Origin of the sequence: Cribrihabitans pelagius (genome assembly GCF_048820915.1) — a bacterium.
GTDB lineage: Bacteria > Pseudomonadota > Alphaproteobacteria > Rhodobacterales > Rhodobacteraceae > Cribrihabitans_A > Cribrihabitans_A pelagius.
On sequence record NZ_JBMERR010000002.1, the window covers coordinates 1 to 24,887 of the forward strand.

Consider the following 24,887-nt stretch of genomic DNA (forward strand, 5'->3'; position numbering starts at 1 on the left):
CGAACCATCGGCCTGGCCCGCGCCAAGGCGACAATTACTCTGGCCAACATGGTCTGCAACATGGGCCGATTGCGATGGCTTCTCAGCCGAACTGCGCCCGCCTAACGGCTCACGCCCCTCGAACCTACAGCGCTAAGCCAATCAGGCCGCAGTAGCAGCCCCCCAGGGCTGCTCATATTACCCCGCACATCAGAAAATCACGGATTTCGGAGGTGTCCAGCTTCCGCTCGCAACAGGACGGAGCGCGTCGCCATTCCCGACGCAAAGCGTCAAACGCCAGCCAGGCACCCCTTTTCCGTATTTCACCCAGCGCGGGACAAAGCCCAATGGCCGCCGCGCATCGTCGGCGCGCGCCTGCAAGGCGGTGATTTGGAGCTCAGCCGGTAAAGCGAACGAGATTGGCGGGCATTCGCCGCCGATGACACCCCTTTGGATCGCCACCGCGTGCGCGGCCAATGCACGGCTTGCCGATAGATGCCACGATGATTTGCCCTTGGCGGACCAAGACGGATTGAAAACATCTCCTCAAAAAACGGCCTCCCCAGCACGCTACCCGGATTAAAGCCCCCCGCTTCCGGTGCTGCCAAGCGCCCTGCATTAACGGCGGCGCGCCCCGGCCCGGCCCCGGGGCAAGTGCCGCAAGGCGCCCGCGCGGCAGGCGCGGTTTACTCTTGGGGCGGGGACGGCCGGATAAAGTCTGGCTCAGGCGCTTCAGGGCAGACCTGCCCCTGATGCGCTTCTCAGCACAAAGAACAACCCTGCGACGCCGCACCGCGCTTTCGCCCGCTGCAATGCCGCCGGGCCAGCCACCCGCATAGCGCGGACAGCAGCCCGCCTTTGATGCGCTTCCCGGCAAATGGAGTAGCGGGGCGCGTCAGCGCGCCGCCAAGCCCAACTGTGAGGCATATTCCGTGAATATGCCGGAGCAGGCGGGAGCGCACCCGCCTTGGCCCTGCCTCAGACCCCGATCACCGCCTGCACGGCGCGCTGCCAGCGGGCATAGGCGGCCTCGCGGGTTTCTGCATCCAGCTTGGGCTTGAACTCGCGGTCGAGCCGCCAGGTTTCGGCAAAGCCCGCCTGGTCCGGGTAGATCCCGGCCCGCATCCCCGCCAGCCAGGCCGCGCCCAGCGCCGTGGTTTCCTGCATCACCGGCCGGTCCACTGCCGCGCCCAGAAGGTCCGCGAGGCTCTGCATGGCCCAGTCGCTTGCACTCATGCCGCCATCGACCCGCAGCGTCACCGTGTGGTGGCTGTCATCCTCCCAATCGGCGCGCATCGCCTCGTAGAGGTCGCGGGTCTGGTAGGCGACGCTCTGCAGCGCGGCGCGGGCGAACTCGGCCGGGCCGGAGTTGCGGGTAAGACCGAACATGCCGCCGCGGCAGTCCGGCTTCCAGTAAGGCGCGCCGAGGCCGGTGAAGGCGGGCACCAGAATCACGTCTTGGCCGGGATCAGCCTTTTCGGCCAGCACACCGCTTTCGCTGGCCTTGCCGATGATCCCCAGCCCGTCGCGCAGCCATTGCACCGCGGCACCCGCGATGAAGATCGAGCCTTCCAGCGCGTAAGTGGGCTTGCCGTCAAGCTGATAGGCAATAGTGGTGAGCATCCGGCTTTTCGAGACCACGGGCTCGCCCCCAGTGTTCAGCAGCGCAAAACAGCCCGTGCCGTAGGTGGACTTCATCATTCCGGGCTCGAAACACGCCTGACCGATGGTAGCCGCCTGCTGATCGCCCGCGACGCCCAGGATTGGCACCGCGCCGCCCAGGATCTCGGGATCGGTGGTGCCGAAATCGGCGGCGCAATCCTTGACCTCGGGCAGCATCTCCATCGGCACGTCGAGCAGGCCGCAGATGGTGCTGCTCCAGCGGCCCTTGCGGATGTCGTACATCAGCGTGCGGGCGGCATTGGTGGCGTCGGTCACATGCGCGGCCCCGCCAGTGAGCCGCCAGATCAGGAAGCTGTCGACGGTGCCGAACATCAGCTCGCCCGCCGCGGCCTTCTCGCGCGCGCCGGGCACCTCGTCGAGGATCCACTTCACCTTGGTGCCCGAGAAATACGGGTCCAGCAGCAGCCCGGTGCGGTCCGCAACCACCTCCTCGTGACCCGCCTCGCGCAAGCTTTCGCAAATCTTCGCGGTGCGGCGGTCCTGCCAGACGATGGCGTTATGGATGGCTTTGCCGGTCTCCCGCTCCCAGACCACGGTGGTCTCGCGCTGGTTGGTGATGCCGATGCCGGCCAGGTCTCCGGCCTCCACGCCCAGCTCTGCCATCACCTCGCGGCAGACCTCCACGGTGGAGGACCACAGCTCTTCCGGGTCATGCTCGACCCATCCCGCCTGCGGGTAATGCTGAGTGAATTCCTTCTGCGCCGTGCCCGCAACCTGCATCTTTGCATCGAACAGGATTGCCCGGGTCGATGTGGTGCCCTGATCGATCGCCAGAATATAGGTCATAGTCCGCCCTCCAGTCTCCTCTGACCGCGGAGGATAAACGTAAAACTGGCAGCGCTGCCAGCCCCTACTAAAATTTTAGTTGAGAGACCGCGATATTGTCGATCAGCCGCACCCCGTCGAGCCAGGCGGCGGCGAACAGTCGGGCCGGGCGATCGGGGGCGTCGAGCGCCTCCAGCGTGGCGGCGCAGCGCAGGTCGAAATATTCGACCTCGCCCAAGCCCGCCGCGCCAAGGGCCTGCCGCGCCTCCGCTTCCAGAGGCGCCCAGCGCTGCCCCGCCGCCGCACCCTGAGCCGCTGCTTGCATGGCAGCATAGAGTGTTGCGGCCTTGGACAAACCAGCGGCGTCAAGCCGCAGGTTGCGGGACGACATCGCCAAACCGGAGGCTTCCCGCACGGTCTCGCATCCCACCACCTCGATCGGGATGTCGAGATCGCGCGCCATGCGGCGCACCACCATCAACTGCTGGTAGTCCTTTTTGCCAAAGAACGCCTTGTCCGCGCCGGTCTGCAGGAACAGCTTTGCCACCACGGTGGCCACGCCGTCGAAATGGCCCGGCCGGTTGGGGCCTTCCATCACGCCGGTGACGCTGCCCGACACCGAGACATTGGTGGCGTAGCCCTCCGGGTAGATCTGGTCCGGGTCGGGCACGTAGATCAGGTCGACGCCATAGGGGGCGAGCTTCTCCGCGTCCTCGGTCTCGGTGCGGGGGTAGTTCGCCAGGTCTTCCGGGCTGTTGAACTGGCGCGGGTTGACGAAGATGGTCACGATCACCCGGTCACACGCGGCCTTAGCGGCCTCCACCAGCGATAGATGGCCCGCATGCAGCGCGCCCATGGTGGGGACGAGGCCGATGGTCTCACCCGCGCGGCGCCACTGGGCGGTCGCCGCGCGCAGATCGCTGAGGCGGCGCAGGATCGGGGCAGTCATGTCGGCACTCATCCCTTGGCCGGGGCCTGATCGGCAAAGACATGCTCTGCCGCGGGGAAGCTGCGGGCGCGCACTTCGGCGGCGTATTCGGCAATCGCGGCCTCTGCGGCGGGACCGAGGTCGGCGTAGCGCTTCACGAATTTCGGCTTGAAGGCGGTGAAGAAGCCCAGCATGTCGTCGACCACCAGGATCTGCCCGTCACAGCCCGCGCTTGCACCGATACCAACGGTGGGAATCGCAACCGCTTCGGTGATCCGGTCGGCAAGCCGCTGCGGCACCTTTTCCAGCACCACCGCAAAGGCGCCGGCCTCTGCTACCGCGCGGGCATCATCCAGCACCGCCTCGGCCTGCTCGTCGCGGCCCTGCACCTTGTAGCCGCCGAGCGTGTTGATCGACTGCGGCGTGAGGCCGATATGCGCCATCACCGGGATGCCGCGTTTCACCAGGAAGCGGATGGTTTCGGCCATCTCCACGCCGCCCTCCAGCTTGACCGCGCCCGCGCCGGTCTCCGCCATCAGCCGGGCCGCGTTGCGGAACGCCTGCTGCGGGCCTTCCTCGTAGCTGGCAAAGGGCATGTCGATGACCATCATCGCCCGTTCCAGCCCGCGCGACACCGCCTGGCCGTGCAGGATCATCATCTCCATCGTCACCCCCAGCGTCGAGGGCAGCCCGTGCAGCACCATGCCGACGCTGTCGCCGACCAGCACGAAATCGCAGTGCTTGTCCATCACCCGCGCCATCGGCGTGGTATAGGCGGTGAGGCTCACCAAAGGCTCACCGCCCTTGCGGGCTCGGATGTCTTCGGCGTTGGGCGCCTGTTTCCTGGCTGTCGCGCTCATGTCGGTCCTGCTCCCGGTTCGGATTGCGCACGGGAGTATCAATTAACGCGGCGTGCTTCCAGTGCGCGAAATGTCCTCCCGGCCTTGATTACGCATGGGAAAACGGGAAACTCGTTTCCAATAGGTACCGGGGCAAGCCCGGGCCCGGCAAAGAGACAGCATTCAGGGAGTTTGTTTTATGGCCTTCAGATCCTTCGTTTTGGCAGCCAGTTCCGTGCTGGCCCTGATGGCGGGCGCCGCCGCGGCCAAGGACAGCGTCATCATCGCGACGCAGCTGGAGCCGCCGCATCTGGACCCGACCAGCGCCGCCGCGCAGGCGATCGACTCGGTGGTCTACAGCAACATCTTCGAAGGGCTGACCCGTTTCATGGGCGACGGCTCGGTGGTGCCGGGGCTGGCTGAAAGCTGGGAAATCTCCGGGGACGGGACCGAATACACCTTCACCCTGCGCGACGGCGTCACCTTCCACGACGGCAGCGCGATGGATGCGGAGGACGTGAAGTTCTCGCTCGACCGCGCCCGCGCCGAGGACAGCACCAACGCGCAGAAAGCCTTGTTCGAGGGCATCACCGCGGTGGAGGTGCTGGACCCGCGGACGGTGAAGCTCGCGCTCGACAAGCCCGACGGCAGCCTGCTGTTCAACCTCGCCTGGGGCGACGCGGTGATCGTGGCGCCGGAAAGCATCGAGGGCATCAAGTCCCAACCTGTCGGCACCGGCGCCTTCACGTTTCAGGAATGGGTGCAGGGCGACCGCATCACCCTGGCGCGCAACCCGGACTACTGGGGCGAGGCGCCTGCGCTGGCCTCCGCCACCTTCAAGTTCATCTCCGACCCCACCGCCGCCTTTGCTGCGATGATGGCGGGCGACATCGACGCCTTCGACAACTTCCCCGCCCCCGAGAATCTGCCCCAGTTCGAGGCCGATCCCCGCTTCCAGGTGCTGGTGGGCTCCACCGAGGGCGAGACGATACTGTCGACCAACAACAAGCAGCCGCCCTTCGACGACATCCGCGTGCGCCAGGCGCTGGCCCATGCGATCAACCGTGAGGCCATTATCGACGGCGCGATGTTCGGCTATGGCACCCCAATCGGCACCCATTTCGCACCGCACCATCCGGCCTACGCGGATCTGACCGGCCAGTCCGCCCATGATCCTGAGAAAGCCAAGGCACTGCTGGCCGAGGCAGGCATTGCCGAGGGCTTTGAGACCACGCTGCACCTGCCGCCGCCGTCTTATGCCCGCCGCGGCGGCGAGATCGTCGCCGCCCAGCTCGCTGAGGTCGGCATCAAGGCGGAGATCATCAACGTCGAGTGGGCGCAATGGCTGGAAACCGTGTTCCGCGGCAAGGACTTCGGCCTCACCATCGTGAGCCACACCGAGCCGATGGACATCGGCATCTACGCCCGCCCCGACTACTACTTCCAATACGACAGCAAGGCGTTTCAGGAGCTGATGGCGCGGCTCAACGCGACCTCCGCGCCGGAGGAGCGCGAGGCCCTGCTGCGCGAGGCGCAGGAGATTCTGGCGCAGGATTACGTGAACGGCTACCTGTTCCAGCTGCCCAAGCTGGGCATTGCCAAGGCAGGAATTGAGGGGCTCTGGGAGAATGCCCCCACAGCAGCCATCGACCTGACCGCGATCCGCTGGGCGGAGTGATCCGCACGCAGCGCCCGCCCCGCTCTGCGGGCGCTGTTGCGGTTCCTATAACTCCCGTCTGACCCGCAGGTAACGGACCCGCTCCCGGATCACATCGCGCACCTCCCGGCCCCGCGGCGTATCGCGCAGCGTGGTGAACCAATGCTCCGGCGGGTTGCGGCCCAGCCGGTGGCCCTTGAACGCCAGCCCGCGCAGCACACCTTCCGCCCCGGCAGGCAGGCGCTCCGGCACCTCATGCCCGTTGAGCGTTGCCCAGACGCCGGCCCAGAGCCGCCCCACCGTCCACGGGTTGTAGCCGCCGCCGCCCAGCACCAACAGCCGTGGCGCCATGCCCATCAGGGCCTTCACCACGCCCCAATGCGCGTTGTTGGTGAGGTCCAGATGCGCCAGCGGGTCCTCCCGCACCGCATCCGCACCGCATTGCAGCACGATGGCCTCCGGGGCAAAAGCTTCAACAGCTGGCAGGATCAGCTCCTCCCGGACACAGGCCATTTCAGCATCGTTGAAGCCGCGCGGCACCGGCAGGTTCAGTGCCGAGCCACCCGCGTCTTCTTCCAGCCTGCCGGTCTTGGGCCAGAGGTTTTCCTCATGCACCGAGATCATCAGCACGTCTGCGTCCCCGGCAAAGCCATGCTCCACCCCATCCGCGTGATGCGCGTCAATATCCACATAGGCGATGCGGCGCGCGCCGTGGTGGCGCAGCGACAGCATCGCCAGAACCGGATCGTTCAGGTAGCAGAAACCGTTGGCCCGGTCCGGCAGCCCGTGATGGGTTCCGCCCGCCGGGCTGTAGACAATGCCGCCCTGCGCCAGAAGCTCACCTGCCAGTATCGCGCCGCCCGCGGCGGTGGCCGGGCGTCGGAAGATTTCGGGGAAGACCGGGTTCGAGAGGGTGCCGATGTGATGGCGCGCCCGCACCTCTGCGCTCACGTCCTGCGCCGCCTCGGCCGCCTGCAGCGCCGCGATATACTCCGGCGTGTGCCAAGCGGTGAGCGCCGTGGGCTTGGCGCGCGGAGAGTTCACATAGGCCTGCCCCGGCAACCAGCCCAGCACCCGCGCCAGATCCATCACCGTGGAGACCCGTGGCACCCGCAACGGATGGCGCGCGCCGTAAGACGAGCCACGGTAAATTTCCGAACCGATGAAGAGAGGCCGTTCCAGCATGGGCCCTTGATAGCCCGCGCAAAGGCGGCGATCAAAGAGTTCGCCCGGAACCAGCCGAAGGCGCAAGGCGAGCGTCTGCCCGTCCCGGCGGGCGGGCGCTTTGGCTGGGGTGGCGGCACGCCGGACGGAGGAGGAACACCCGGAGGCAATAACTGCCCTGCAAACCCTATGGCGCGCCACCCCAGGGGCCCACACCCGCCCGGCTTGTACCGCCATCGCAGGCGGCCATCACGAAGCCGCGCGCGCAATACGCGCAACCTCGCTCCAAGCCTTTGATCCGGAGCCTTTCTTGCTCATCCCAAGGCGTTTCCGCCCGCCGCCCTCTGGACCGGCGCTTTGGGGCCTCCTAACGTGGCAGCCATGTTGCGCTATGCCCTCAAACGCCTGTTGTCGCTGCTGCTCAGCCTGGCCGTTGCCTCGCTGGTGATCTTCTTCGTGATCGAGGTGGCCCCGGGCGATCCCGCCGCCTTCATGCTGGGGGTCAATGCGCAAGCTGACACGGTGGCCGCGCTCAGGGCCGAGCTGGGGCTGGATCAGGGCAAGCTGGCCCGCTACCTCTCGTGGGCGGGGGGCATGCTGGCGGGAGATTTCGGCACCTCCTACACCTACCGCACACCGGTTGCGGGCATGATTGCCGACCGGCTCTGGGTATCGCTGCCGCTGGCGCTTTATGCGCTGCTGCTGTCGACGCTGATCGCCTTTCCCGCGGGCATCTACGCCGCCGCCCGCCGCGGCAAGCCCGGTGACATGGCGGTGATGGGCGCGACCCAGCTGGGGGTGGCGGTGCCGAACTTCTGGTTTGCGATGATGCTGGTGCTGATCTTCGCCATCAACCTGCGCTGGTTTGGTGCGGGCGGCTTTCCGGGCTGGGAGGCCGGGCTCCGGGCCGGGCTGCACGCGCTCACCCTGCCCGCCATCGCGCTGGCGCTGCCGCAGGCGGCAATCCTCGCGCGGGTGATGCGCTCGGCGCTGCTGGACATACTGGGCGAGGATTTCATGCGCACCGCCCGCGCCAAGGGGCTGACCAAACGCCAGGCGCTGTGGCGGCACGGGGTCAGGAATGCGCTGATCCCGGTGCTGACGATCATCGGGCTGCAGTTTTCCTTCCTGCTCGCGGGCGCCATCATCATCGAGCAGGTCTTCTTCCTGCCCGGCCTCGGGCGGCTGGTGTTCCAGGCGATCTCGGCGCGCGATCTGATCGTGGTGGAATCGGTGGTGATGCTGCTGGTATTCGCCGTGATCGCGGTGAATTTCCTCGTCGACCTTGCCTATGCGCTTGCCGACCCGCGGCTGAGGAGCCGGACATGACCCGGACTTGCGCAGAAACATTTCCGTCTCTCAGCCCGGCAACGCCGGGCCGCGCCCCTCAGTACATTGACGCATCAAGGGGAGACAAATGACCCGCCCCCTTCTGCTTGGCGGTACCCTCGCAGCACTGGTGCTGCTGGCCGCGATCGTGTCCTTCCTGTGGACGCCTTTCGACCACGCCGCAATGAATATCCCCGCCAAGCTGCAAACCCCAAACGCGCAGCACTGGCTGGGCACCGATCACTTCGGCCGCGACATCCTGTCGATGCTGATGGTGGGCGCGCGCACCTCGCTGGCGGTGGCGTTGGCGGCGGTGGGTATCGGCATGGGCGCAGGCGTGCCGCTGGGCCTGGCCGCCGCCGCCCGCGGCGGCAGCTGGCTGGACGAGCTGATCATGCGCGGCAACGATCTGGTCTTTGCCTTCCCGTCGCTGGTGATCGCGATCCTGATCACCGCCGTCCTTGGCCCCAGCGCACTGAACGCGATCCTCGCCATCGGCATCTTCAACATCCCCGTCTTTGCCCGCATCACCCGCGGCGCGGCGCTGTCGCTGTGGGAACGCGAGTTCATCCTCGCCGCCCGCGTCGCTGGCAAGGGCGCGGCCAGGATTTCTGCCGAGCATATCCTGCCCAACGTCATGAACCTCCTGATCGTGCAGGGCACCATCCAGTTTTCGCTCGGCATCCTGGCCGAGGCGGGGCTGTCCTATGTCGGCCTCGGCGCGCAGCCGCCCACGCCGAGCTGGGGGCGGATGCTGGCCGATGCTCAGACCATGGTGAGCTTTGCCCCGCATCTGGCACTGATCCCAGGCACCGCGATCATTCTGACCGTTCTGGGGCTGAACCTGCTGGGCGACGGCTTGCGCGACCACCTCGACCCGCGGCTGCGGGAGGCCCGGACATGAGCCTTCTCGACATCACCCGCCTCTCGGTTTCCATCGGCGCGCTGCCGGTGCTCCGCGATGTCACCTTCCACGTGGCGCCGGGCGAAATCGTCGCGGTCACCGGCGAAAGCGGCTCCGGCAAGTCGATGACGGCGCTGGCGGTGATGGGGCTGCTGCCGGAGCGGGCGCGCGTTCAGGGGGGTATTCACCTCGGAGAAACGCCGCTGCTCCAGCAGAGCGAGACCCAGATGTGCGTGCTGCGCGGCCAGTCTATCGGCATGGTCTTCCAGGAGCCGATGACCGCGCTCAATCCGGTGAAGACCATCGGCGCCCAGGTGATGGAGACCATCCTGATCCACAATGCGATGCCCCCCGCTGCCGCCGAGGCCCGCGCCCGCGAGGTTCTGGACCGCGTCGGCCTGCCCCCGGACCGCTTCCCGCTCAGCCGCTACCCGCATGAGCTTTCCGGCGGCCAGCGCCAGCGGGTGGTGATCGCCATGGCCATCGCCCTGCGCCCGGCGCTGCTGATCGCGGATGAGCCGACCACGGCGCTGGACGTGACCACCCAGGCGCAGATCCTCTCCCTCCTGAAAGGGCTGGTGCAAGAGGAAGGAATGGGGCTTCTGATCATCACCCACGACCTTGCCGTGGTCGCGGATCTGGCGGACCGCATCGTGGTGATGAAAAGCGGCGAAGTGGTGGAGACAGGCCACACCGCGCAGCTCCTGCGCGACGTGCGCCACCCCTACACAAGGAAGCTCTTTGCCGCCTCCCGCCACCAGGTCGAGCTGCCGCCCGCGCCTGCGCCCGTTCCGCTGCTGGAGGTGAAGGGCGCGATCCGCGACTACGTGCTGCCGCGCGCATCGCTCTTTGCCAGGCCGGGCCGCCACCGCGCCGTCGATGACGTCTCCTTCACCCTCAACCGCGGCGAGCGGCTGGGGCTGGTGGGCGAGTCCGGCTGCGGGAAATCGACACTGACACGGGCGATATTGGGCCTGGAGCCGTTGCAGGGCGGCGAAATCCGCCTAAACGGCGCACCGGTCACAACCCGGCCCGGCCCGGCTATCCGGCGCAACATGCAGGTTGTATTCCAAGACCCCTACGGCAGCTTCAACCCGCGCCACCGGGTGGAGCGGCTGATCACCGAACCCTTCCACGCGCTTGATGCACCGCCCGCCGGACAGGCCCGGGCGGAGCGGGTTGCCGAAACCCTCACGGCCGTGGGGCTGCACCCCGATGATGCGCGGAAGTACATCCACCAGTTCTCCGGCGGCCAGCGCCAGCGCATCGCCATCGCCCGCGCCCTGATCACCCGGCCCGCGCTGATCATCTTCGACGAGGCGGTGTCGGCGCTGGATGTCTCGGTCCGGGCGTGCATCCTCGACCTGCTGGCCGATCTCTGCGCCGCCTACCAGCTCACCTATCTGTTCATCAGCCATGACCTCAGCGTGGTGCGCAGCGTGACCGACCGCTGCCTGGTGATGCAGAACGGGCGGGTCGTCGAGCAGGGCGAGACCGGCGCGCTGTTCGACGACCCGCAGCACGCCTACACCCGCCAGCTGATCGCCGCCGCCCCGGTTCTGCCCGCGCCGGAAGCAGGTGCTGCGTGAGCCTCACGCTTTCCCTGATCCTGCCACGGGAGGCGGCGCTGCTGACGGCCGCTCTTGCGCCCTATTTCGCCGAGGTCGCGCCTGAGGCCGGGATCGACCCGGACGGACGCGCACGCCAGATGCTGCACCGCAAGGACGTCACCGCCTTCTGGATTAGGGGTGACGGCGCGCGCATCGGCTTTGCCGCGGTGCTGAACCTGCCGGACGACCGGCGCGAGTTGTCGGAGCTGTGCATCTTCCCTCGGCACCGCCGCCTGGGATGGGGCCAGCAGGCCGCACAGGCGATCCTCTGCGAGTTCCCCGGCCGCTGGCGCATGGGGATTTCCAGCACCTCGCGCGAGGCCGCGGCCTTTTGGGGCACCTGCCTCAGTCTGATGCCCGGCATCCGCGAGTTGCGGACGGGGGCGCCTTTCACCGAACATCAGGTCAAGAGCTACACATTCGACATTGCAGGAGCGCATGATGACTGACCCCTCCCCTCTCTGGTTCGACCCCGCGATGTGCCTGATCGGGGGCCGCTGGCAGCCAGCCGCGAGCGGCGGCACCCTGCCGCTGGTAAACCCCTCCGACGGGACGGATATCTGCCATATCGCCCGCGGCACCGCGGCAGACATCGATGCCGCCGTCAGCGCCGCGCAGGCAGCGCGCGAAGGCGCGTGGGGCCGGATGAGCGCGCTGGAGCGCGGCCGTGTCCTGACCCGCATCGGCCAATTTGTGCTGGAACGGGTGGAGCAGCTCGCCGCGCTGGAGGCGATGGACGTCGGCAAGCCGCTCACCCAGGCCCACGCCGACGCGGTGGCGCTGGCGCGTTATTGCGAATTCTACGGCGGTGCCGCGGACAAGGTGATGGGGGAGACCATTCCCTATCTCGACGGCTACACCGTCTACACCCTGCGAGAGCCGCATGGCGTCACCGGACATATCGTGCCCTGGAACTATCCGATGCAGATCATCGGCCGCTCGGTTGGGGCCGCCTTGGCGATGGGCAACGCCTGCGTGCTGAAACCGGCCGAGGAAGCCTGCCTTACGGCGCTGGCCTTTGCCCATATCGCGATGGAGGCCGGGCTGCCTGCGGGGGCGCTGAACGTGGTGCCGGGGCTCGGCGCCGAGGCCGGGGCAGCGCTGGCAGGGCATCCGGGCGTGCAGCATATCTCCTTCACCGGCTCGGTCCGCACCGGCGCGCTGGTGCAGCAGGCGGCGGGCGCCAATGTGGTGCCGGTGACGCTGGAGCTGGGCGGCAAGTCGCCGCAGCTGGTGTTCGACGACGCCGACCTGGACGGCGCCCTGCCCTTCCTGGTGAACGCGGGCATCCAGAACGCCGGTCAGACCTGTTCGGCTTCCTCCCGCATCCTGGTGCAGCGCGGGGTCTATGACGCGGTGAAGGCCCGCATGAGCGAGGCATATCGCGGCCTGACCGCGGGTCCGGCTGGCGAGGACCTGAACCTCGGCCCGCTGATCTCGGCCCGGCAGAAAGAGATTGTTGAAGGCTATATCGCCAGGGGCACGGATCTGACCGTGGCCGCCGAGGGCAGCATCGCCACCGGGGCTCCGGAGGAAGGCGCCTACGTGCGCCCCACGCTGTTTGCCGATGTGCCGCCCCGCCACGTGCTGGCACAGGAAGAGATCTTCGGCCCCGTCCAGGTGCTGATCCCGTTTGAATCCGAGGCCGAGGCGGTGGAGATCGCCAACAGCACGCCCTACGGGCTGGTTGCCGGGGTCTGGACCCGCGACGGCGGCCGCCAGATGCGGCTGGCGAAATCCCTGCGGGCAGGACAGGTCTTCCTCAACAACTACGGCGCCGGCGGCGGGGTGGAGCTGCCCTTCGGCGGCAGCGGTTTGTCGGGCCACGGCCGCGAGAAGGGCTTCGAGGCGCTCTACGGCTTTTCCCAGCTGAAGACGGTGGCCGCCCGCCACGGCTGAGCCGCCCAGGGTCCGGCCGCCCGGCCCCTCAGGACTGCGGCAGGCCGAAGCACATGCCGGCCCGGTAAACCTCGGTGATCAGCATGCTGGAGGTGGCCTCGATCTCCAGCACATAGCTGCGCGCCGACGCCGGATCCGGCACGCCCGCGCGCTGCCACAGCCGGTTCAGCACCGCCTCCGGACAGGCGACCGGCCGTTTGCAGGTGCGCTTCACGTCAAAGATATAGCCAATCGGCGACAGCCCCTGCTCCAGATGCCGCCGCACTTCGGGGTCAAGCCGTTCCAGCGCCACGTAGCTGAGATTGTCCATCATCACCTGGCCCGCATGCGACATGCAGACCTGCCGCTCGATGAAGGCGCTGCCCGGCAGATGCGCCCGCACCTGGCGCGGCACGCTAGTGGTCACCTTCTGGTGCAGCACTTCCAGCTTCACAGGCCCGTCCGCGATGGTTTCGCAGATCAGCGTGGCGGAGCCGTCCTGCACCAGCAGCATCCTGAGCCAGGCTTCGGCCCAGGCCGCCGCGCTGCTGCCCGCGGCAATCCCCGCCCCGAACCGCTGCCGCACAGGTCCCGCACCCGGCGCCGCCTCCGCCGCAGCTCGCAGCCTCTCCCGCGCCGGTCCAGACCCTGCCATCGCCGTGTACTCCCCGGATCATCGCAACGCCGCACCCATAGACCGGACCGGATCGGGGCGAAAGCCCGGCCCCGCCGATTAGCTGCTGCGGAAACTTGGCGACCCCGGCAGGATTCGAACCTGCAACCTGCCCCTTAGGAGGGGGCTGCTCTATCCAGTTGAGCCACGGGGCCGCGTGCGCCTTGGCGATAGCAAATCCCGCCTGCCTCCACAATGCCATGTGCGCGGCCAAGTGCGCGCGAGCCACGAATAGCCGCCGGACGCCATTGTGCAGCGCCCAATGTCTGCGCTAACCTCGCAGCCAGCAGCAATCAAGAAAGCACACACACGTGACCACGGACAACAAGCGCCCGCTGACCCTCCGCGATGTCTCCGAAGCGACCGGAGTTTCCGAAATGACCGTCAGCCGCGTGCTGCGAAACCGCGGCGACGTGTCGGAACGCACCCGCGCCAAGGTGCTGAGCGCCGCCAAGGAACTGGGCTACGTGCCCAACAAGATCGCAGGCGCGCTGGCTTCGAACCGGGTGAACCTGGTGGCAGTGATCATCCCGTCGCTCTCCAACATGGTGTTCCCGGAGGTGCTGACCGGTATCAACAAGGTGCTGGAGAGCACCGACCTGCAGCCGGTGGTCGGCGTTACCGACTACCAGCCCGAGAAAGAGGAGAAAGTCCTTTACGAGATGCTGTCCTGGCGGCCCTCCGGCGTGATCATCGCGGGGCTCGAGCACACCGAACCCGCGCGCGCCATGCTTGCGGCCTCAGGCATCCCGGTGGTGGAGATCATGGACACCGACGGCAAGCCGGTCGACGCGATGGTCGGCATCTCGCACCGCCGCGCGGGCCGCGAGATGGCCAAGGCGATCCTCAAGGCAGGCTATAGCCACATCGGTTTCATGGGCACCAAGATGCCGCTGGACCATCGCGCCCGCAAACGCTTCGAGGGCTTCACCGAGGCACTGGCCAAGGAAGGCATTGAGATCGAGGACCGCGCCTTCTATTCCGGTGGTTCGGCGCTGGCCAAGGGGCGGGAGATGACCCAGGAGATGCTGGAGCGCACGCCGGAGCTGGATTTCCTCTATTACTCCAACGACATGATCGGCGCGGGCGGGCTGTTGTACCTGCTCGACCAGGGCATCGACGTGCCCGGCCAGATCGGCCTCGCCGGCTTCAACGGGGTGGAGCTCTTGCAGGGGCTGCCGCGCAAGTTGGCCACCATGGACGCCTGCCGCCAGGAGATCGGCCGCAAGGCTGCCGAGATCATCGCGGCGCAACTCGAAGACCCCGACGCGCCGATTGAAAAGCACGTGACGCTCTCCCCCACGATCACCTACGGCGACACGCTCAAGCGGCGCTGATGCTGCTGCCTCGGCTGGACAACGGCAGCGCGCGGCGGCTGTTCCTCGACCGCCACGCGCTGCTGGAACCGCCGGCGGGGCCTGCCAGGGGCGCGGCCCTGCTGGAGCTGATCGAACGGCTGGGCTTCGTTCAGATCGACAGCATTAACACGGTGGCGCGGGCGCACGACATGATCCTCTACAGCCGCCGTCCTAGCTACCGCGCGCCTGCGCTGAAGCGGCTCTACGAGCGCGACCGCGCGCTGTTCGAACATTGGACCCATGATGCGGCGGTGATCCCGATGGCGTTCTATCCGCAATGGGACCTGCGCTTCCGCCGCGATGCCGCGCGGCTGAAGAGCCGCTGGCGCAACTGGCGCCGCGACGGGTTCGAGGCGCGGTTTGAAGCCGTCTTGCGGCACATCCGCGACCATGGCCCGGTCAGCGCGGCCGATGTGGGCCGGGACGAGCCCAAGAGCTCCGGCGGCTGGTGGGACTGGCACCCGTCAAAGACCGCGCTGGAATACCTCTGGCGGTCTGGCGCCTTGGCGGTCACCGGGCGGAACGGCTTCCAGAAGCGCTATGACCTGACCGAACGGGTGATCGAGGAGCACCTGCGCGAAGGGACCGTGGATGAGGCCGCCACGATCAAATGGCTCTGCAACGCAGCGCTCGACCGGCTCGGTTTTGCCACCGCAGGCGAGATCGCCGCCTTCTGGGACACCGCGACCCCGGCGGAGGCGCGGGAGTGGTGCGCGGAGGGACTGCGCGAGGGCACATTGCAGGAAATCGAACTGGAGCAGGCCGATGGCAAGCCCCGCCGCGTCATTGCCCGGCCCGGCACGGCGGAAACGGCGGCGGAACTTGGCCCGGCGCCGGGGCGCATCCGTGTGCTCAGCCCCTTCGACCCGGCCCTGCGCGACCGCAGGCGCGCCGAGCGGCTGTTCGGCTTCCACTACCGGATCGAGGTCTTCACCCCCGCCGCCAAACGCCGCTACGGCTATTACGTGTTCCCGCTGATGGAGGGCAGCCGCCTGATCGGCCGGATCGACATGAAGGCGGTGCGCGATGCGGACGGCCTGCATGTCACCGCGCTCTGGCCGGAAGCGGGCATCAAATGGAGCCCGGCCCGCACCCGGCGGCTGGAGGCGGAACTGCATCGGGTTGCGCGCTTTGCAGGCCTCGCCCGCGTCACATTCGCCGATCACTGGCTGCGCGCGCCCGGCTGAGACAGGGAGCCGGAATTATTCGATAATTCCGGCGCCCGTGGCGGGCGGAGGCGCATGGGGTCAACAGACGGCGCCTGTTACTCCGGGCGCAGCTGCGCTTCGATCACTTCGCGGTAGTCGGGCGGCGCGGCTTTCGCGGAGAAGTCCTTGGGCTCGATGAAGACGCAGACAAACCTGCCTTCGAAACACAAAACCCCGTTTTGCCGCGCCGCCACCCGGAAGGTGACCGACTTCTCCCCCAGAGCCGCAGGCCAGACCTCGCAGCGCAGCCGGTGGCGCGGCGTGACAGGCGCGCGGAAGTCGATGCTCATATGCACAAACGGCGTGCCGGTGCCGCGGTCCAGCTCCATCTGGTACCAGCCGTCGCCGCCGAGGTGATGCTCCCACCAGGCATCGATTGCCTCCAGCGCAAAGGCCGGCAGGCGGCCGGTATAGGCGATCCTGGCCGGGTCGCAATCGCCCCAGCCGACCCGGATTTCATGCTCGAAGCCGCGCGGGGCCTCGCTTCTGCTCTCTGCCATCGTCCGATTGTCCTTATTGCATCAGCATCAGCGGCAGCAGCGTGATCACCGGGAAGGCAACCAGGATGATGACGCGGATGATGTCGGAGGCGACGAAAAACATCACCGCCTTGTAGGTGTCGATCATCCGGGTCTGCCGATCCATCGCGTTGATGATGAAGAGGTTCATCCCCACCGGCGGGGTGATCAGCCCGACTTCGACCACGATCAGCACCAGGATGCCGAACCAGATCGCCACATATTCCGCCTCGATCCGGTTCACCCGGCCTTCGGTCACCCGGATGCCCAGTTCGCGCATCTGCTCGCGGGTCAGCTCGGCACCGCTGGCGATGGCGTCGCGGATCGATGCCAGCATCTCGGCCCCCATGCCTTCGGGGATGCCCGCCTTCAGCACCTCCATCGCTGCCTCAGCCTGCATCGCGGGCAGCGAGAGCAGACCGAAATCCATCACCGAGATCACCGGAAAGAAGATCGGGATGGTCAGCAGGATCATCGACAGCGAATCCATCAGGCAGCCGAACACCAGGTAGAAGGCGAGGATCAGCGCCAGCACCACCCAGGGGCTGAGACCCTGGCTCACCACGAAATCGGCCAGTTCCTGCGGCACCTTGGTGAGCGCCAGGAAGCCGTTGTAGAACCCCGCGCCCAGCACGATAAAGAAGATCATCGCGGTGGAGCGCGCGGTCACCAGGAAACTGTCGGCGAGCGTGGCCCGGGTCAGCCCGCCGTTCATCCAGGCGATAAAACCAGTGCCGAACGCGCCCACCGCGGCGCCCTCGGTCGGGGTGAACCAGCCAAGGTAGATGCCGCCGACCACCAGCGCAAAGACCAGAAGCACAGGCCAGACGTGAAACAGAGCCTCGAACCGCTGCCGCATCGGCACCGGCGGGCGGGTGCCTGCGCTGGCCGGATAAAGCCGCACGTAGATCGAGATCGCGATCACATAGCCAAGCGCCGCCAGAAGCCCGGGGATAAAGGCCGAAAGGAACAGCTTAGCGATGTTCTGCTCGGTGAGGATGGCATAGATCACCAGCACAACCGACGGCGGGATCAGGATGCCCAGCGTGCCGCCCGCCGCCAGCGTCGCGGTGGAAAAGCCGCCGGCATAGCCGTATTGCTTCAGCTCCGGCAGCGCCACCCGGCCCATGGTGGCAGCGGTCGCCAGAGAGGAGCCGCAGATCGCGCCGAACCCGGCACAGGCCCCGATGGAGGCCATCGCCACCCCGCCCTTGCGGTGCCCCAGGAAGCCCTCCGCCGCCTTGAACAGCGCCGTCGACATGCCGCCGAGCGTTGCGAAATGCCCCATCAGCAGGAACATCGGCACGATGGTCAGCGAATAGGAGGAGAACGTCGAGTAGGTCTCGCTTTTCAGCCGCCCGAAGGCGACCTGGGTGCCGCCGGTGACCCAGATCAGCCCGCCAAGCCCCACAAGGAACATCGAAAGCCCGATCGGCACCCGCAAAAAGATCAGCAGCATCAGCACCGGAAAGGATGCGATGCCAATTTCCAAAGCTGTCACTATTCGCCCTCCACGCCGTCCCAGACCAGGATGCGGCCGGTAAGATATTCATATGTGCGCACCGCGCCCATGTAGAGCCCGACCACTGCCGCCACCACCGCCGCAACAAGGCTGGCGCCATAGGCCCACCAGACCGGGAACTGGAGCAGGAAGGAGGTCTCGCCGTTCTGGTACTTGCCGAGGGTGCCATCGGCCAGCCGCCAGGCGATCAGCACCAGCACTGCGGCAAACAGCACTTCTGTCACCATCCGCAGGAAGTATTTCACCCGGCGCGGGAAGGCATTCGCCAGCACGTCGACGCAGGCATGGCCGGAGGTGATCTGGCACAGCGGCAGGAAGGCGAAGATGGCAAAGGCCACCCCGGCCTCCACGATTTCGAAATCACCGTTGACCGGGCCGGTCCAGCCGATCATCCAGTCGGAGAAGCCGGGCGCCAGCCCCTGCATCAGCCCGCTGTGGAACAGGCCGTTCAGCTGCCGCCCGATGATCGACACGCAGGTCAGGATGATGAGGAGCGACAGCACCGCGCCGCCCAGATATGCCATCGCCCGGGCCAGTCCCAGCATCAGCTTGTGCATGGTCGAGTTTGCCTTTTCGTCTTGCGCAGGGGGCCTAGCCCGGCCCCCCGCCTGAGATCATGCGCCTTATTCGTACTTCGGCGTGTATTCCTCGATCAGGGCCGAGGCTTCCTCGATCAGCGCGGCACCGTCGATGCCCTTGTCCTGCATGTCGGCAATCCACTTGTCGTAGATCGGCTGGGCGCGCTCGCGCCAGACCGCGGTCTGCTCTTCGTCGAGCGTGATCACGGTGTTGCCCATATCCAGCGCCAGCTCGCGCGAGGGGCCATCGGAATCGGCCTGGGTGCCGCCCGCGAAGACCGAGAACTCCAGCCCGGAATTGTCGTCGATGGCCTTCTTCAGGTCATCCGGCAGGCTGTCGTACTTCTCCTTGTTCATCGCCAGCACGAAGGTCAGCGTGTAGAGCGCCTTGCCCGCGAATTCGGTGTGGTTCTCCACCAGCTCCGGCACCTTCAGCGCGGCGGTCACTTCCCAGGGGATGGTAGTGCCGTCGATCACGCCCTTGGAGAGGCCCTCGGGGATCGCCGGAACCGGCATGCCGACCGGGGTTGCGCCCAGCTCTTCCAGCAGCGCGTTGACCGAGCGGCCGCCGCCGCGGATCTTCATGCCGCGCAGGTCGTCCGGCGTCTCCACCGGGTCGGAGGAGTGGATCAGGCCGGGGCCATGCACCCAGGTGCCCAGGATCTTCACATCCTTGAACTCGGTGTCCTTCATGTGTTTTTCAAACATCTCCCAATAGGCGTGCGAAGCCGCGCGCGCATTGGTCATCATGAAGGGCAGCTCGAACACCTCGGTCGACGGGTAGCGGCCGGGGGTGTAGCCGACCACGGTCCAGACGATGTCGGCAACGCCGTCGATGGCCTGGTCCATCAGCTCCGGCGGCTTGCCGCCCAGCTGCATCGAGGGGTAGCGGTCGACCTTGATGCGCCCGTCCGAGGAGGCCTCAACGTTGTCGGCCCAGACGTCCAGGATCAGCTTCGGCACATTGGCCTGGGCCGGCAGGAACTGGTGCAGCTTCAGCGTCACCTCCTGGGCAAATGCCGGCGCTGCGGCGCAGATGGCGAGCGCCGCCGCCCCTGCCGCCGACAATAGCTTTCTGCGAGTGGTCATGTGTGTCCTCCCTTTGACCAGTCTTCCCCCCGTGCGCCTGCCGCTGATCACAATGCTGCGGCAGCCCGCCGGATACTTCCCAGATCTTCCGCCTGGATACGCCGGACGTTCGCAAAACGAACTGTCCGCCCCGTGCTATTGGGTGCGTTTGTAACCATCAACAGCGGATCATGCATTTTCAAGTCATTAAAACCGCCACACCCGCCGCCGGCGGCAGAAACGGCCGCCCGGCATGTTACAGCGTCCCTGCAAAGCCGCTCTCAGCGATACACATTGCGCCGCAGGCCTGGCAACAACAATCCTGCGCGCGGGCGGCGCAGAAGCTTGCGTCATTGCGCAGCAGGCCAAGCGGGAGTCGGGTCATTCACCCGCCGTCAGCGTCAGCTGCACCGGCTCCAGCCCATCGATGCCGCCGCGGATGCTGTCCCCGGCCGCAACCGGCCCCACCCCGGCCGGGGTGCCCGTCAGCACCAGATCGCCCGGCCGCAAATGGTAAAAGCCAGAGAGGTGGCTGAGCAGCTCCGCCACTGGCCAGACCATTTCCGACAGTTGCGCGTCCTGGCGGATCTCGCCGTTGACCTCCAGCCAGATGCGCTGCGCCCCCGGCCCGTCCCAATCGGCGCTGCGGGTGACGGGCGCAAGAACCGTGCCCGCCTCCAGGTCCTTGCCAAGATCCCACGGCCGCTGCTTCTTGCGCTCGCGCTGCTGCAGGTCGCGCCGCGTCATGTCGAGCGCGCAGGCGTAGCCGTAGACCGCCGCCATCGCGGCCTCCGGCGCGGCTTGGAACAGCGGTGCGCCAATTGCCACTGCCAGTTCCATTTCGTGATGAAAATCCGCCGTGCCCGGCGGATAGGGCACTTCGGCGCCGGACAGCACCGCGTTGGCGGCGGATTTGGTGAAGTAGAAAGGCGCCTCGCGGTCGATTTCATTGCCCATTTCCGCAGCATGAGCGGCGTAGTTGCGCCCGACGCAGAAGATCCGCCCCGCCGGGTAGCCCTCCTGCTCCCCCGTGACCGCAATCACCGGTGTCTCCGGCAGTTCGAAAAGCGTCTCCGCCATCGCCCGTCCCCTGTTTGCTTTTGCCGCGCAGCCTGCCGCGAAGTGGCGCCGGCCGCAAGGGCGGCGGCATCCCCGCGGGGCCGGCGGGAAAAGATACCATGCAAATGCATAAAATCGCCGGCGTATTGCCGCGGCATCTTGTGAACTTGTTAACTCCCCGCGTGAGACCCGGACTTTGCGGAAATTTTGCGACTGAGGCGCCGAGCATGTACCGAGTCATCGACTGCCTGACCAATGAACACAGCCTCGCCCTGGTGGCGGCGGCGGCCTGTGTGTGCATTATCGGCTCCTGGCTGTCGGTGCAGCTGGGCCGACGGCTCCTGGGGGCGCAGGGGCAGCGGCGGCTTGTGCAGCTGGGGCTGAACAGCCTGATCGCGGGCGCCACCATCTGGTCCACGCATTTCATCGCCATGCTCGCCTATGAGCCCGGCTACCCGCATGGGTACGAGCCGGTGGCCACCGGCCTGTCGCTGGGGGTAGCGGTGCTGGGCATGGCGCTGGCCAACAGCATCCTGGGGTTTGCCCCGCGCCGTGTGGCGGGCGGCCTCGCGGGCGCGGTCTTCGGGCTGTCGGTCTCGGCGATGCACTACACCGGCATGTCGGCCTACCTGCTGCCCGGCCAGATCCTGTGGTCGCCCGGGCTGCTCACCGCCTCGGTTCTGTTGGGAGTGCTGCTCGGCGCGGCGTCTTGGCTGTGCCTGACCCGGCCCGGTCTGCGCTACCGCCGGGTGAAGGCCGCGGCGCTGATGGTGGCGGCGATCTGCGCCATGCATTTCACTGGCATGAGCGCCATCCGCATCGAGCTCTCCCCGATGATCATCGTGCCCGCCCAGGTGATCTCCGATACCTCGCTGGCGATGCTGATCTTTGCGGTGATGGGGCTGATCCTGCTGGTCGGCTTTGCCTCCGCCAGCATCGAGACAAACCTGGAGAACGAAGCCCGCGGCCAGCTGCAGCACGCCGCGCTGCATGATCCGCTGACCGGCATGAAGAACCGCATGTGGCTCACCCGCAAGCTGGCCGAGCTTGCCCCGCGGCTGGAGCGCGGCGACAGCGAGGCGGTGGCCTTCCTGACCATCGACCTCAACCTGTTCAAGGAGGTGAACGACCTCTATGGCCATGCCGCGGGCGACGAGGTGCTGATGACCGCCGCCAGCCGCATCAGGGCCGTGCTGGAGCGCGACGAATTTGCCGCCCGGGCCGGCGGTGACGAATTCGTTGCTATGAAACGCGGCTTCCGCCATATCGAGGAGGTGGCCGCCTTTGCCGAACGCCTGCATGCCGCGATCATCGAGCCGATCGACCTGGAGGACGTCTCGGTCCGGGTTGGCGCCGCGATCGGCGCCGCCACCAGCCTGCACGATGGCAGGGTGCCGCGCGATCTCTTGCACAAGTCCGACCTCGCCATGTATCGCGCCAAGGCCGAGGACGAACACCACATCTGCTTCTACAACGAGGACATGGACCGCCAGAGCCGCGACAAGCTGGTGCTTATCCAGGACCTGCGCCAGGCCTGTGCGGACGAGCAGTTCGAGCTGGTCTATCAGCTGCAGAACGACCTCAGCTCGCTGGAGCCGGTGGGGTTCGAGGTGCTCTTGCGCTGGAACCACCCGGCCCGCGGCCGGATCTCTCCGGACCGGTTCATCCCGGTGGCCGAGGAAACCGGACTGATCCGCGAGATCGGCCAGTGGGTGCTGCGCACCGCCTGCCGGGAAGCAGCCAGCTGGCCGCGGCCCTACAGCGTCGCCGTAAACGTTGCGCCGCAGCAGCTGGTGCAGCCCTCCTTTATCGAGACGGTAATGGATATCCTGATGGAAACCGGCCTGGCGCCCGAGCGGCTGGAGCTGGAGATCACCGAGGCCAGCATCATCGACGACCAGGCCCATACCCTGAGGGTGATGCACAAGCTCAAAAGCCTCGGCATCCGTATCGCGATGGACGATTTCGGCACCGGCTATTCGTCGCTGGCGATGCTGCAGACCTTCCCTTTCGACAAGATCAAGATCGACCGCAGCTTCGTGCAGGACGTGCACAAGGACGAGCAGCGCGCCGCCATCGTGCGCTCCACCCTGCTTCTGGGCGCCGCGCTCAACATCCCGGTGCTGGCAGAGGGCGTCGAAGTGCAGGACGAGCTGGACTTCCTGCGTACCGAGAAATGCAATTCGGTGCAGGGTTTCTATTTCGGCAAGCCGATGAGCCGGACGGAGATGCTGCAATTGATCGCCCGCCACACGCCGGAGGCGGTACCGGACACAGTGCCGGACGAGGCCGCGGACCGGATTATGGGCACGGGTTAGAATTCGGCGTGCAGCCCAGCCTCCTGACCCCTCCCGCCCGGCAGTGGGACGCCGCGGCCGGGGTTAAAGCGGAATGGACCCCAGGTGGTCCTCCCCGCGCGCGCGGGCCAGCTGCATCTGCTTCTGCCGCTCGCGGAACCGGGCCTTGTCCTCTTCAGAGGTCTCATCGATGCACTGGTGGCAGCTCACCCCCTGCTCGAACCCGGGCCGGGCCTTGTCCGCGGGCAGGATCGGGCGGCGGCAGCCGTGGCACAGCTCGTGCGGCCCCTCCGCCAGCCCGTGGCCGACCGAGACGCGGTTGTCGAAGACGAAACACTCGCCCTGCCAGCTGCTGTTCTCCTGCGGCACCTCCTCCAGGTAGCGCAGAATGCCGCCCTTGAGGTGATAGACATCCTCCACCCCCTGCCCGAGCAGGTAGTTGGTCGATTTCTCGCAGCGGATGCCGCCGGTGCAGAACATCGCCACGCGCTTGTTGCGGAAGCGGTCCTTGTTGGCCTCCCACCAGGCGGGGAAGTCACGGAAACTTTCTGTCTTTGGGTCAACCGCGCCCTCGAAGGTGCCGATGGCCACCTCGTAATCGTTGCGGGTGTCAATCAGCACCACGTCATCCTGCCGGATCAGGTCGTTCCAGTCCCCGGGCTCGACGTAGTGCCCGACCGAGGCGCGCGGGTCCACGTCAGGCTGGCCCATGGTCACGATCTCTTTCTTCAGGCGCACCTTCATCCTGCCGAAGGGCGGCTCGGAGGCGGTGGCTTCCTTCCACTCCAGCCCGCCGCAGCCGGGCAGCGCGCGGATAAGCGCCAGCACCGCATCGATCCCGGCGCGCGGCCCCGCGATGGTGCCGTTGATCCCCTCGCGCGCAAGCAGCAGCGATCCCTTCACGCCTTGGGCCCGGCACAGTTCCAGAAGCGCGGGCCGGATCGCGGCGGGATCGGGGAAACGGGTGAAGTGGTAGAGAGCGGCAATCGTGTACATACCGCCGCCCTTAGTCCCAACCGCGGCACTTTTCAAGCCCAAGCAGCCGCTCCGCAGCCCAGCAAAACATGGGTTCTTCCCGCATCTTTGCCGGCGTCCGCAATCGCCGCCCCAGTGGCGGCCGTTCCCATTCCGCCGCCATCCGGTTAACTATGGAGGAGCAGCAAAGGAGCCCGCCATGTCCGACGCCCTGATCGTGATCGACGTGCAAAACGATTTCTGCCCGGGCGGTGCCCTCGCCGTGCCCGGCGGTGACGAGGTGGTCTCCCCCATCAACGCGATGATGGACCACTTCGATACTGTGCTGCTGACCCAGGACTGGCACCCTGCCGGACATTCCTCCTTTGCCTCCTCCCACCCAGGCAAGGCGCCGTTCGACAGCATCGGGATGCCCTATGGCCCCCAGGTGCTCTGGCCCGATCACTGCGTGCAGGGCAGCCACGGCGCCGCCTTCCGCAAGGACTTGCGCACCGGCGGCGACCTGATCCTGCGCAAGGGGTTCCGCACCGCGGTGGACAGCTATTCCGGCTTTTTCGAGAACGATCAGACCACCCCCACCGGGCTCGAGGGCTACCTGCGCACCCGCGGCATCACCCGGCTGACGCTGGCCGGGCTGGCCACAGATTTCTGCGTCGCCTTCACCGCGCTGGACGCACGCCGGCTGGGGTTCGAGGTCTCGGTGGCGCTGGCCGCCTGCCGGGCCATAGACCTCGGCGGATCGCTGCAAACGGCGCTGCAGCAGATGCGGGATACCGGCGTGGAGTTACTTCCATAGACTGAATAAGCAATTTCTTAACGCGCATCTGCCTAACCTCACCTGGTGTTATCGAGTGGCAGGTTTTCGGATGCAGCATATGGACAGCCCCTCGGGCGG

At 67.0% G+C, this 24,887-nt stretch carries 21 protein-coding genes and 1 tRNA gene; 10 read left to right on the forward strand and 12 right to left on the reverse strand.

Annotated elements, in window-relative coordinates:
• Positions 1–957: 957 nt before the first annotated feature.
• From glpK to panB, 3 genes are all read right to left on the reverse strand, one after another.
• Positions 958–2,448: a glycerol kinase GlpK gene (glpK, locus tag ACOHX0_RS01710; RefSeq protein WP_420674905.1), complete on the reverse strand. Its 1,491-nt coding sequence runs from the start codon at positions 2,446–2,448 to the stop codon at positions 958–960.
• 67 nt (positions 2,449–2,515) lie between these two features.
• Positions 2,516–3,376, reverse strand: coding sequence for a pantoate--beta-alanine ligase (gene panC, locus ACOHX0_RS01715; RefSeq protein WP_420674906.1), 861 nt, complete (start codon positions 3,374–3,376; stop codon positions 2,516–2,518).
• Between the two features lie 8 nt (positions 3,377–3,384).
• Positions 3,385–4,215 carry a 3-methyl-2-oxobutanoate hydroxymethyltransferase gene (gene panB, locus ACOHX0_RS01720; RefSeq protein ID WP_420674907.1) on the reverse strand — a complete coding sequence of 277 codons (831 nt, stop codon included), beginning with the start codon at positions 4,213–4,215 and terminating at the stop codon, positions 3,385–3,387.
• A gap of 178 nt (positions 4,216–4,393) precedes the next feature.
• Between panB and ACOHX0_RS01725 the strand changes: the two genes are divergently transcribed.
• Complete coding sequence (locus ACOHX0_RS01725; RefSeq protein ID WP_420674908.1) at positions 4,394–5,872, forward strand: ABC transporter substrate-binding protein; 1,479 nt, start codon at positions 4,394–4,396, stop codon at positions 5,870–5,872.
• 45 nt (positions 5,873–5,917) lie between these two features.
• On the opposite strand, the gene ACOHX0_RS01730 is transcribed toward ACOHX0_RS01725, so the two are convergent.
• Entirely contained in the window at positions 5,918–7,036 is a 1,119-nt protein-coding gene (locus ACOHX0_RS01730) for an acetoin utilization protein AcuC (RefSeq protein WP_420674909.1), read from the reverse strand.
• A 360-nt stretch (positions 7,037–7,396) separates the two neighbouring features.
• Here ACOHX0_RS01730 and ACOHX0_RS01735 point away from each other — a divergent pair, with 360 nt between their 5' ends.
• The 5 genes from ACOHX0_RS01735 (at position 7,397) to ACOHX0_RS01755 (ending at position 12,757) form a co-directional block, all read left to right on the forward strand.
• Positions 7,397–8,344 (forward strand): ABC transporter permease, encoded by a 948-nt coding sequence (locus tag ACOHX0_RS01735; RefSeq protein ID WP_420675207.1) that lies wholly within the window; start codon positions 7,397–7,399, stop codon positions 8,342–8,344.
• Positions 8,345–8,432: 88 nt separating this feature from the next.
• Complete coding sequence (locus ACOHX0_RS01740) at positions 8,433–9,248, forward strand: ABC transporter permease (RefSeq protein ID WP_420674910.1); 816 nt, start codon at positions 8,433–8,435, stop codon at positions 9,246–9,248.
• Entirely contained in the window at positions 9,245–10,837 is a 1,593-nt protein-coding gene (locus ACOHX0_RS01745; RefSeq protein ID WP_420674911.1) for an ABC transporter ATP-binding protein, read from the forward strand. Before ACOHX0_RS01740 ends, ACOHX0_RS01745 begins: the two co-directional genes overlap by 4 nt.
• Positions 10,834–11,307 carry a GNAT family N-acetyltransferase gene (locus ACOHX0_RS01750; RefSeq protein ID WP_420674912.1) on the forward strand — a complete coding sequence of 158 codons (474 nt, stop codon included), beginning with the start codon at positions 10,834–10,836 and terminating at the stop codon, positions 11,305–11,307. Before ACOHX0_RS01745 ends, ACOHX0_RS01750 begins: the two co-directional genes overlap by 4 nt.
• Entirely contained in the window at positions 11,300–12,757 is a 1,458-nt protein-coding gene (locus ACOHX0_RS01755) for an aldehyde dehydrogenase family protein (protein WP_420674913.1), read from the forward strand. The genes ACOHX0_RS01750 and ACOHX0_RS01755 overlap by 8 nt, the downstream gene beginning before the upstream one ends.
• Before the next feature lie 28 nt (positions 12,758–12,785).
• On the opposite strand, the gene ACOHX0_RS01760 is transcribed toward ACOHX0_RS01755, so the two are convergent.
• Positions 12,786–13,391, reverse strand: a complete 606-nt coding sequence (locus ACOHX0_RS01760; RefSeq protein WP_420674914.1) for a chorismate--pyruvate lyase family protein — start codon at positions 13,389–13,391, stop codon at positions 12,786–12,788.
• Positions 13,392–13,487: 96 nt separating this feature from the next.
• Positions 13,488–13,564: transfer RNA gene (locus ACOHX0_RS01765), tRNA-Arg, on the reverse strand.
• 156 nt (positions 13,565–13,720) lie between these two features.
• Between ACOHX0_RS01765 and ACOHX0_RS01770 the strand changes: the two genes are divergently transcribed.
• Together ACOHX0_RS01770 and ACOHX0_RS01775 are read left to right on the forward strand one after the other, a co-directional pair.
• Positions 13,721–14,746 (forward strand): LacI family DNA-binding transcriptional regulator, encoded by a 1,026-nt coding sequence (locus tag ACOHX0_RS01770; protein ID WP_420674915.1) that lies wholly within the window; start codon positions 13,721–13,723, stop codon positions 14,744–14,746.
• Positions 14,746–15,954, forward strand: coding sequence for a winged helix-turn-helix domain-containing protein (locus tag ACOHX0_RS01775; protein ID WP_420674916.1), 1,209 nt, complete (start codon positions 14,746–14,748; stop codon positions 15,952–15,954). The genes ACOHX0_RS01770 and ACOHX0_RS01775 overlap by 1 nt, the downstream gene beginning before the upstream one ends.
• Before the next feature lie 77 nt (positions 15,955–16,031).
• On the opposite strand, the gene ACOHX0_RS01780 is transcribed toward ACOHX0_RS01775, so the two are convergent.
• The 5 genes from ACOHX0_RS01780 to ACOHX0_RS01800 all read right to left on the reverse strand — a co-directional run bounded on the left by ACOHX0_RS01780 (position 16,032) and on the right by ACOHX0_RS01800 (position 20,741).
• Positions 16,032–16,475: an acyl-CoA thioesterase gene (locus tag ACOHX0_RS01780; protein ID WP_420674917.1), complete on the reverse strand. Its 444-nt coding sequence runs from the start codon at positions 16,473–16,475 to the stop codon at positions 16,032–16,034.
• A gap of 13 nt (positions 16,476–16,488) precedes the next feature.
• Entirely contained in the window at positions 16,489–17,994 is a 1,506-nt protein-coding gene (locus tag ACOHX0_RS01785) for a TRAP transporter large permease (protein WP_420674918.1), read from the reverse strand.
• Positions 17,994–18,572: a TRAP transporter small permease gene (locus tag ACOHX0_RS01790; protein ID WP_420674919.1), complete on the reverse strand. Its 579-nt coding sequence runs from the start codon at positions 18,570–18,572 to the stop codon at positions 17,994–17,996. Before ACOHX0_RS01790 ends, ACOHX0_RS01785 begins: the two co-directional genes overlap by 1 nt.
• Before the next feature lie 66 nt (positions 18,573–18,638).
• Positions 18,639–19,682 (reverse strand): TRAP transporter substrate-binding protein, encoded by a 1,044-nt coding sequence (locus ACOHX0_RS01795; RefSeq protein WP_420674921.1) that lies wholly within the window; start codon positions 19,680–19,682, stop codon positions 18,639–18,641.
• Between the two features lie 360 nt (positions 19,683–20,042).
• Complete coding sequence (locus ACOHX0_RS01800; protein ID WP_420674923.1) at positions 20,043–20,741, reverse strand: fumarylacetoacetate hydrolase family protein; 699 nt, start codon at positions 20,739–20,741, stop codon at positions 20,043–20,045.
• 206 nt (positions 20,742–20,947) lie between these two features.
• Here ACOHX0_RS01800 and ACOHX0_RS01805 point away from each other — a divergent pair, with 206 nt between their 5' ends.
• Positions 20,948–23,038: a putative bifunctional diguanylate cyclase/phosphodiesterase gene (locus tag ACOHX0_RS01805; RefSeq protein WP_420674924.1), complete on the forward strand. Its 2,091-nt coding sequence runs from the start codon at positions 20,948–20,950 to the stop codon at positions 23,036–23,038.
• A 63-nt stretch (positions 23,039–23,101) separates the two neighbouring features.
• Here ACOHX0_RS01805 and trhO read toward each other — a convergent pair whose 3' ends face one another.
• Positions 23,102–24,013, reverse strand: a complete 912-nt coding sequence (gene trhO / locus ACOHX0_RS01810) for an oxygen-dependent tRNA uridine(34) hydroxylase TrhO (RefSeq protein ID WP_420674925.1) — start codon at positions 24,011–24,013, stop codon at positions 23,102–23,104.
• A gap of 178 nt (positions 24,014–24,191) precedes the next feature.
• Here trhO and pncA point away from each other — a divergent pair, with 178 nt between their 5' ends.
• The gene (gene pncA / locus ACOHX0_RS01815) at positions 24,192–24,788 is read left to right on the forward strand and encodes a bifunctional nicotinamidase/pyrazinamidase (RefSeq protein WP_420674926.1); all 597 of its coding nucleotides are present in this window, start codon (positions 24,192–24,194) and stop codon (positions 24,786–24,788) included.
• Positions 24,789–24,887 lie beyond the last annotated feature (99 nt).

Coding starts and splice junctions, on each gene's coding strand:
- glpK (WP_420674905.1), bottom strand. CDS start 2,448: ATGACCTATATTCTGGCGATCGATCAGGGCACCACATCGACCCGGGCA.
- panC (WP_420674906.1), bottom strand. CDS start 3,376: ATGACTGCCCCGATCCTGCGCCGCCTCAGCGATCTGCGCGCGGCGACC.
- panB (WP_420674907.1), bottom strand. CDS start 4,215: ATGAGCGCGACAGCCAGGAAACAGGCGCCCAACGCCGAAGACATCCGA.
- ACOHX0_RS01725 (WP_420674908.1), top strand. CDS start 4,394: ATGGCCTTCAGATCCTTCGTTTTGGCAGCCAGTTCCGTGCTGGCCCTG.
- ACOHX0_RS01730 (WP_420674909.1), bottom strand. CDS start 7,036: ATGCTGGAACGGCCTCTCTTCATCGGTTCGGAAATTTACCGTGGCTCG.
- ACOHX0_RS01735 (WP_420675207.1), top strand. CDS start 7,397: ATGTTGCGCTATGCCCTCAAACGCCTGTTGTCGCTGCTGCTCAGCCTG.
- ACOHX0_RS01740 (WP_420674910.1), top strand. CDS start 8,433: ATGACCCGCCCCCTTCTGCTTGGCGGTACCCTCGCAGCACTGGTGCTG.
- ACOHX0_RS01745 (WP_420674911.1), top strand. CDS start 9,245: ATGAGCCTTCTCGACATCACCCGCCTCTCGGTTTCCATCGGCGCGCTG.
- ACOHX0_RS01755 (WP_420674913.1), top strand. CDS start 11,300: ATGACTGACCCCTCCCCTCTCTGGTTCGACCCCGCGATGTGCCTGATC.
- ACOHX0_RS01760 (WP_420674914.1), bottom strand. CDS start 13,391: ATGGCAGGGTCTGGACCGGCGCGGGAGAGGCTGCGAGCTGCGGCGGAG.
- ACOHX0_RS01775 (WP_420674916.1), top strand. CDS start 14,746: ATGCTGCTGCCTCGGCTGGACAACGGCAGCGCGCGGCGGCTGTTCCTC.
- ACOHX0_RS01780 (WP_420674917.1), bottom strand. CDS start 16,475: ATGGCAGAGAGCAGAAGCGAGGCCCCGCGCGGCTTCGAGCATGAAATC.
- ACOHX0_RS01790 (WP_420674919.1), bottom strand. CDS start 18,572: ATGCACAAGCTGATGCTGGGACTGGCCCGGGCGATGGCATATCTGGGC.
- ACOHX0_RS01795 (WP_420674921.1), bottom strand. CDS start 19,682: ATGACCACTCGCAGAAAGCTATTGTCGGCGGCAGGGGCGGCGGCGCTC.
- ACOHX0_RS01800 (WP_420674923.1), bottom strand. CDS start 20,741: ATGGCGGAGACGCTTTTCGAACTGCCGGAGACACCGGTGATTGCGGTC.
- ACOHX0_RS01805 (WP_420674924.1), top strand. CDS start 20,948: ATGTACCGAGTCATCGACTGCCTGACCAATGAACACAGCCTCGCCCTG.
- trhO (WP_420674925.1), bottom strand. CDS start 24,013: ATGTACACGATTGCCGCTCTCTACCACTTCACCCGTTTCCCCGATCCC.
- pncA (WP_420674926.1), top strand. CDS start 24,192: ATGTCCGACGCCCTGATCGTGATCGACGTGCAAAACGATTTCTGCCCG.